Annotated in this window: 7 protein-coding genes; 4 read left to right on the top strand and 3 right to left on the bottom strand. The window is 60.8% G+C overall.

Going from position 1 to position 6,918, the window contains the following annotated elements:
- The 3 genes from VOI29_RS20990 to VOI29_RS21000 all read left to right on the top strand — a co-directional run.
- Positions 1-2,108 (top strand): penicillin-binding protein 1A (locus VOI29_RS20990; RefSeq protein ID WP_323783357.1); only part of this gene is annotated, 2,108 nt, incomplete at its 5' end.
- Positions 2,109-2,208: 100 nt separating this feature from the next.
- Complete coding sequence (prfB, locus tag VOI29_RS20995; RefSeq protein ID WP_323783359.1) at positions 2,209-3,336, top strand: peptide chain release factor 2; 1,128 nt, start codon at positions 2,209-2,211, stop codon at positions 3,334-3,336.
- A 399-nt stretch (positions 3,337-3,735) separates the two neighbouring features.
- On the top strand, positions 3,736-4,506 hold the full coding sequence (locus VOI29_RS21000; RefSeq protein ID WP_323783361.1) for a DUF2189 domain-containing protein: 771 nt from the start codon (positions 3,736-3,738) through the stop codon (positions 4,504-4,506).
- Positions 4,507-4,508: 2 nt separating this feature from the next.
- Here the strand turns inward: VOI29_RS21000 and VOI29_RS21005 are convergent, their stop codons facing one another.
- Complete coding sequence (locus tag VOI29_RS21005; protein ID WP_323783363.1) at positions 4,509-5,306, bottom strand: helix-turn-helix transcriptional regulator; 798 nt, start codon at positions 5,304-5,306, stop codon at positions 4,509-4,511.
- A gap of 236 nt (positions 5,307-5,542) precedes the next feature.
- On the opposite strand from VOI29_RS21005, the gene VOI29_RS21010 reads away from it, so the two are divergent.
- The gene (locus tag VOI29_RS21010; protein ID WP_323783365.1) at positions 5,543-5,890 is read left to right on the top strand and encodes a hypothetical protein; all 348 of its coding nucleotides are present in this window, start codon (positions 5,543-5,545) and stop codon (positions 5,888-5,890) included.
- Between the two features lie 43 nt (positions 5,891-5,933).
- Here VOI29_RS21010 and ilvN read toward each other — a convergent pair whose 3' ends face one another.
- Complete coding sequence (gene ilvN / locus VOI29_RS21015) at positions 5,934-6,494, bottom strand: acetolactate synthase small subunit (protein WP_323783367.1); 561 nt, start codon at positions 6,492-6,494, stop codon at positions 5,934-5,936.
- Between the two features lie 88 nt (positions 6,495-6,582).
- The coding region (locus tag VOI29_RS21020; RefSeq protein WP_323783369.1) for a thiamine pyrophosphate-dependent enzyme at positions 6,583-6,918 on the bottom strand (336 nt) is incomplete at its 5' end.

Consider the following 6,918-nt stretch of genomic DNA (forward strand, 5'->3'; position numbering starts at 1 on the left):
TGAAGAACTTCCTGTTGTCCGGCGACCGCCGCGCAGAGCGCAAGATCAAGGAGATCATCCTCGCCACCAGGCTGGAGGAGACGCTTGATAAGGAACGGATTCTGGAGCTCTATCTGAACGAGATCTTCCTGGGCCAGAATTCCTATGGCGTGACGGCGGCGGCGCAGACCTATTTCAACAAGACCCTGAGCGAGCTGGCCCCGCATGAGGCGGCAACGCTCGCGGCGATGCCCAAGGCGCCGTCGGATTATCACCCGGTGCGCCAAAAGGAACGGTTGCTGGCCCGCCGCAACTACGTGCTGCGGGAAATGCGGGAGAACGGCTATATCTCGCGGGATGTCTACGGCGTCGAAGTGGCGCAGCCGCTGCGCTCGGTGCAGAACGGCGATTTCGAAAGCTTCCGCACCGCGCTGCCGCCACGCGATTACTTCACCGATGAAATCCGCCGCCAGCTGACCCAGGACTTCGGCGAGGGCGAATTTTTCACCGGCGGCTTTACCGTGCGCGCCACCATCGACCACGAGATGCAGGCAGAAGCGGCGCTGGCGATGCGCGGCGGCTTGCAGAAATACGACCGCTCGCGCGGGAGATGGCGCGGCACGGGGGTGACACTGGAAGAGGCGCAGCTGGCGGATGAGGCCAGCTGGCGCGAGGCGCTGGCCAATGCCGATGTGTCCCGTGATATCGCACTGGGCGGCAAATGGTATCCGGCTGTGGTGCTGGAGGTTGGTGACAAATCGCTGACCGTCGGTGTCGAAAACAATGAGGGCACGGGCACTGTGCCGCGCTCCGACATCAAATGGATGAAGGGCAGTTTTGCCGATAATTTCACCCGCGGCGATGTGGTGCTGGTGCGGGCCGAAAAGAAAGACGATGCCTTCAGCCACTGGTCGCTGCGCCAGGTGCCGGAAGTGCAGGGCGGCTTTGTGGCGATGGACGTGAACACCGGCCGGGTTCTGGCGATGCAGGGCGGCTTTTCCTACCAGCATTCGGTGTTCAACCGCGCGACCCAGGCGCTGCGCCAGCCCGGCTCCAGCTTTAAGCCGTTTGTCTATGCGGCGGCGCTGGACAGCGGTTACAGCCCGGCGACCATCGTGGTCGATGCCCCGATCGAGATTGATACGCCGCAGGGCCTGTGGCGTCCCAAGAACTCCTCCAACAAATTCTACGGCCCGACGCCCCTGCGCACCGGGATCGAGCGAAGCCGGAACCTGATGACCATCCGCCTTGCGCAGGAGGTCGGGATGCCGGTGGTTGCGGGCTATGCCGAACGCTTTGGCGTCTATGACAACATGGGCACCTTCCTTGCCAACTCGCTGGGGGCGGAGGAGACCACGCTTTACAAGATGGTGGCGGCCTATGCGATGTTTGCCAATGGCGGCGAACGGGTGAAGCCGACGCTGGTCGACCGGGTGCAGGACCGTTTCGGGCGCACGATTTACCGGCATGACGACCGCGACTGCGTTGAATGCGCCGACCCCGATCTGGCCCCCGGCCAGGCGCCGCGGATTGTCACCGACCGGGAGCAGGTGATGGATCCGATCACCGCTTATCAGCTGACTTCGATGCTGCGGGGCGTGGTCGACCGCGGCACCGCGTCGAGCGTGATCAACCTGCCGGTGCCCACTGCGGGCAAGACCGGCACCACCAACGATTCCCGTGATGTCTGGTTTGTCGGCTTCACCTCCAACATCGTGGCCGGCTGCTACATGGGCTTTGACCAGCCCCGCCCGATGGGCCGCGGCGCCTATGGCGGCACCATGTGCGGTCCGGTGTTCCAGCAATTCATGAAAAAGGCGACCGAGAAATTCGGCGGCGGCCCCTTTGACGTGCCGGAAGGCGGCCATTTCATCAAGATCGACCGCTATACCGGAGCACGGCTGCCCGACAATGCGTCAGGCGCCTATGTGGTGGCGGAGTATTTCCGCGACGGTGCCGAGCCGATCTTCGGCCTCACCTATGATGGCGGCTTTGCGATGGGATCGAACCTGCCTCTGATCGAGGAGGTGCAGGAGTCCGGCCGCAAAGTGACCACGTCCAGCGGCGGCACCGCCGTGCTGGGGCCCAAGGCGACCTTCGGCACCATCAGCTCCGGCGGCTTGTACTGACCTGGACCGCAGCTTGCGCCGCTGTCGGCTTGCCCGCGGCGCAAGGGTGGTCTATCACGCAGGCCTGACCTGAAAATGCCCAAGATTGCAAGGACACCCCATGCGCGCGGAAACCCAGAACATCGTGGCGGACATCGAGAAATCGCTGGAGCTGCTGGCCCAGCGGCTGAACTGGGAAACCGCTGAATTCCGCCTGGAGGAGTTCAACGCGCGGGTCGAGGATCCGAACCTGTGGGACGACCCCGAGGCGGCCCAGAAGCTGATGCGCGAACGTCAGGCGCTGGTGGATGCGATCGATACCTACAAGGGCATCAAACAGGACCTCTCCGACAATATCGAGCTGATCGAGCTGGGGGAGATGGAAGAGGATGACGAGGTCATCAAGGATGCTGAGGCTGCCCTTGCGGCGCTCAAAGCCAAGGCCGCCGAGAAAGAGCTGGAAGCGCTGCTGGACGGCGAGGCCGATGCCAATGACACCTTCCTTGAAATCAACGCAGGCGCCGGCGGCACTGAAAGCTGCGACTGGGCGTCGATGCTGGCGCGGATGTATGTCCGCTGGGCCGAGAAAAAGGGCTACAAGGTCGAGCTGCAGTCCGAAAGCGCGGGCGACGAAGCCGGCATCAAATCCGCCGCTTATAAAATCTCCGGCCACAATGCCTATGGCTGGCTGAAATCCGAAAGCGGCGTGCACCGGCTGGTGCGGATCTCGCCCTATGACTCGGCGGCCAAGCGGCACACCTCCTTCAGCTCGGTCTGGGTCTACCCGGTGGTGGACGACAATATCGAGATTGACGTGAACCCGTCGGATATCCGCGTCGACACTTACCGCTCCTCGGGGGCAGGCGGCCAGCACGTGAACACCACCGACTCGGCGGTGCGGATCACCCACATTCCAACCGGCATCGTGGTGACCTCGTCCGAGAAATCGCAGCACCAGAACCGCGACATTGCCATGAAGGCGCTGAAATCACGCCTGTATCAGCAGGAGCTGGACCGCCGCAATGCCGAGATCAACGCCGCCCATGAAGCCAAGGGCGATGCGGGCTGGGGCAACCAGATCCGGTCTTATGTGCTGCAGCCATACCAGATGGTCAAAGACCTGCGCACCAGCCACGAGACGTCGGACACCAAGGGCGTGCTGGACGGTGATCTGGACGGGTTCATGGGCGCAACTCTGGCGATGAATGTGGCCGGCAAAAGCCGCTCCGAGGCGCAGGGCGAGGACTGACCCGTCACGGTGCCGGAACCAGCGCACGGACCGGAAAAGGAAAAGAGCCTCAGGGTGCCCGGCCCTGAGGCTCTTTTTCCGTTCGCGTTCATTTAACTGTCAATTTTTGGCGTACTAAACCTGCAGTTCAGCCTCATTGCTTCCGGCAGCGAAACCGGCATTACCGGTTTCAGCTATTGAACGAGCAGGGTTTTGCCAAGGCCAAGGTCAAGGTGAATCCGATCTTTGACGGTGAAACAGCGATGCGGAACGGGCCAAGGGGGAGGTGATCGCCACCGGGTCCGGCGGGCCGGATGGCTGGACCGGTAAAGGAATTGAGAACATGTATCCCAAAGGCATTTTTTAACAGCGGGTTCGCGGCTAGGCTGGCAAATAGACCAAATGGGAGGACAAACCGCGATGACCACTGAGAAGCCCTTTGGGGTGCCGCCGCTGCGGCCGGTTTCGACTCGGATGCTGTTTGAGGCACTGCGCCGGGGCTGGGCGGACTTCCGGGCGAAACCTGTGTACGGGCTGTTTTTTGCAGGCTTTTATGTGCTGGCAGGCTGGGCCATGGCCTGGGTCACGGTTCAGACCGGAACCACCTATTGGCTGGTTCTTGCAGCGATCGGTTTTCCGCTGATCGGACCCTTTGCCGCGGTGGGCCTTTTTGAGGTCTCGCACCGTCTGGAGCAGGGCAGGGGGATAGCGGCCGGCAGGATCCTGGGCGTGGTTCTGCAGCAAAGCCGCCGCCAGCTGCCTTCTATCTGCGCCATCATCATTGTGGTGTTCCTGTTCTGGTTTTTCCTTGGCCATATGATTTTCGCCCTGTTCATGGGCCGTGCCACAATGACCAATATCTCCAGTTCAGCCGAGGTTTTTCTGACCGCCAACGGGCTGGTCATGCTTGCCGTGGGGACGGCTGTGGGCGCCCTGTTTGCGCTGCTGCTTTATATGATTACGGTGATTTCCCTGCCGCTGCTGTTGGACCGGGAGGTGGATTTTGTCACCGCAATGATCACCAGCTTCCAATACGTCCAGCAGAATTTTCCGGTGATGATGATCTGGGCCGGGCTGATCGCAGCTGTGACCTTTGCCGCGCTGCTGCCGTGGTTCCTGGGGCTGTTCCTGGTGCTGCCGCTGCTTGGCCACGCCACTTGGCACATCTACCGCCAAGCTGCTGCTGAATAGCGTCAGCGGAAGGGCTGGCCGCTCTGCAGCAGACGCTGGTGAAACGGCAGCAGTTCCGCCTCGTCGGCGAAACCTGCGCTGCGCGCAGCGGCCAGCACCTGTTTGGTGTTACGGCCCAGGTGTTCATAGACCATCCGCGTCACCCGCTCGCCGGTTTCGTTTTCCCGGATGGTGCGGGCAACATAGCCGGACCAAAAGTTGTTCTCCAGCGAAGCCACCCGGGCCAGGTAGTTGAAGGAGTAGGTCATGGCATTGCGGCGGGCGATAACAAAGGCGACGCCGTCCTCGTGGCCGCTGATGTAGCCGCGGAATTCGCGGACGCCGGGCCTGTCGGGCAGGCCCTGGCCGCGCATTGCCTCCTTGGCCTCAAAGCCTTTGATATATGTAACCCCCGCGTTGCGGAACACATAGACCAGACCGATGACGAATTTGTTGTCATTGATAAAGCTGCGGCGGGTGAAACGGTAGAATCCGGACGGAAAAAACTCTTCCCTAAGTTGCAGCACACCGCACCCCAGGAAATCGGCGAGAAAGGCGCCGTTGATGACCTGGCCGGCCTTTGACAGCTTTGCCACCGGCTCGAGCAGAATACGGGCATCCACTTCGAAAAACTGGCAGATACGGTCCAGCACGTCCGGGCGCGGAAAGCTTTCTCCGGACAGGTAACGGTTGAATTGAGTCCGGTTGATCCCCAGTTGCCGCGACAGTTCGGAAATCGACGGATACTGGCGCGACAATTGACGCAAATTGGCGCCAAACATGTTCCTCAGGTCGGCGGGCGATCGCGTTTGGCTGGTCATTATTGCCCCTGATGGCGTGGCTGTTTTCAGCATTTTAGCACTGTCTGACAGTGTTTTATGCAAGAGAATGGCAAAGAGGCGCGCGGCGTTGAATCCATTCAGCATCAAACCTGTTGCTAGTTCACGTCATCAGGCTAGTCAAGCTGACACAAATTGCAATAGCACGGCGCGTATTTTACCATGTTAGCGTCACCTCAATTGTACCAGAATTGGAATGCAGCAATGCGAGGACTGGTATGTTTGGAATTGTTTTATGGAGAGACGACCCACTGAACAAAGCCGTTATTTGGTGCGATGATCAGGGTGACCTTGCTTTTTACACGAGAAAGGCAAGTGAAGATTTCCTGGAACTGAACCCAGGCGATTGGGTCGAGTGTGAATTAACATTGAATGGCAATTGCAGGATTGCGGAAAATCTTGCGCTAGTGCTGGAGCAGGGCAGCCCGGACCTGGCGGACCGGCTGTGTGCCGCAGCAGGCCGCGGCGCCAAAGCGGCGGGCGCCGGACAGGAAAACGGAACCGTGGTTCCCTTTCCGCAGCATTCTGTGAAAAAAAGCGGCGCATTGCGGCGCCGCTTCATGTAAGCCGGGCTGATACTGCCGGCCCTTCTTCGGGCCGGCTGCAGGGTCAATTGCCGCGCAGCAGCGCAGCAACACCGGTGCGGGCAATCTCGGACAAGCCGAGCGGACGCATCAGATCGGCAAAGGCGTCGATCTTCTCCGGCGCGCCGGTAATCTCGAAAACAAAGCTGTTCAGCGTGCTGTCGACCACATTGGCGCGGAAGATATCCGCCAGCCGCAGCGCCTCGACGCGTTTGTCGCCTTCACCCGCGACCTTCAGGATTGCCAGCTCGCGCTCGACCGCCTCGCCTTCGACGGTCAGGTCATGCACGTCGCGCACCGAAACGATGCGGCCCAGCTGGGCCTTGATCTGCTCGATCACCTGCGGGGTGCCGGTGGTGACAATGGTGATGCGCGATAGATGGCCGGTATGGTCCACCTCGGCCACCGTCAGGCTTTCGATGTTGTAGCCGCGGCCCGAGAACAGCCCGATGACACGGGCCAGGACACCGGGTTCGTTTTCCACCAGCACCGCAATGGTGTGCCGCTCCTGCTCATCCGAAAACGTCGGGCGCAGGTTATAGGCGGAATGGCGGGTGGAGCCTTTTTTGATATGCAGGGCAGACATCAGACGTCGTCCTTTTGTTAGTGGCCGCCAAAAGTTTCCTGAAAAACTTCTGGCAGAATTCTTCCTGAGACTTTGCGGCGCTGCCGCGTTACACCAGCACCGCACCGCCGGCCTGGATGACGCCTTGGGTATCGGCCTCGCCCAGCAGCATCTCGTTATGCGCCTTGCCCGACGGGATCATCGGGAAGCAGTTTTCGTGCTTTTCCACCAGGCAGTCAAAGATCACCGGCCCGTCGTATTCGATCATTTCCATGATCGCATCATCCAGGTCCTTGGGATCGCTGACGCAGATGCCCTTGGCGCCGAAGGCCTCAGCGAGCTTCACAAAATCGGGCAGCGCTTCGGACCAGCTGTGGCTGTAGCGCTCGCCGTGCAGCAGCTCCTGCCACTGCCGCACCATGCCGAGGCGCTCGTTGTTGAGGAT

This window comes from Leisingera sp., assembly GCF_034669605.1.
In the GTDB taxonomy this organism is placed as follows: domain Bacteria; phylum Pseudomonadota; class Alphaproteobacteria; order Rhodobacterales; family Rhodobacteraceae; genus Leisingera.

Coding starts and splice junctions, on each gene's coding strand:
- prfB (WP_323783359.1), top strand. CDS start 2,209: ATGCGCGCGGAAACCCAGAACATCGTGGCGGACATCGAGAAATCGCTG.
- VOI29_RS21000 (WP_323783361.1), top strand. CDS start 3,736: ATGACCACTGAGAAGCCCTTTGGGGTGCCGCCGCTGCGGCCGGTTTCG.
- VOI29_RS21005 (WP_323783363.1), bottom strand. CDS start 5,306: ATGACCAGCCAAACGCGATCGCCCGCCGACCTGAGGAACATGTTTGGC.
- VOI29_RS21010 (WP_323783365.1), top strand. CDS start 5,543: ATGTTTGGAATTGTTTTATGGAGAGACGACCCACTGAACAAAGCCGTT.
- ilvN (WP_323783367.1), bottom strand. CDS start 6,494: ATGTCTGCCCTGCATATCAAAAAAGGCTCCACCCGCCATTCCGCCTAT.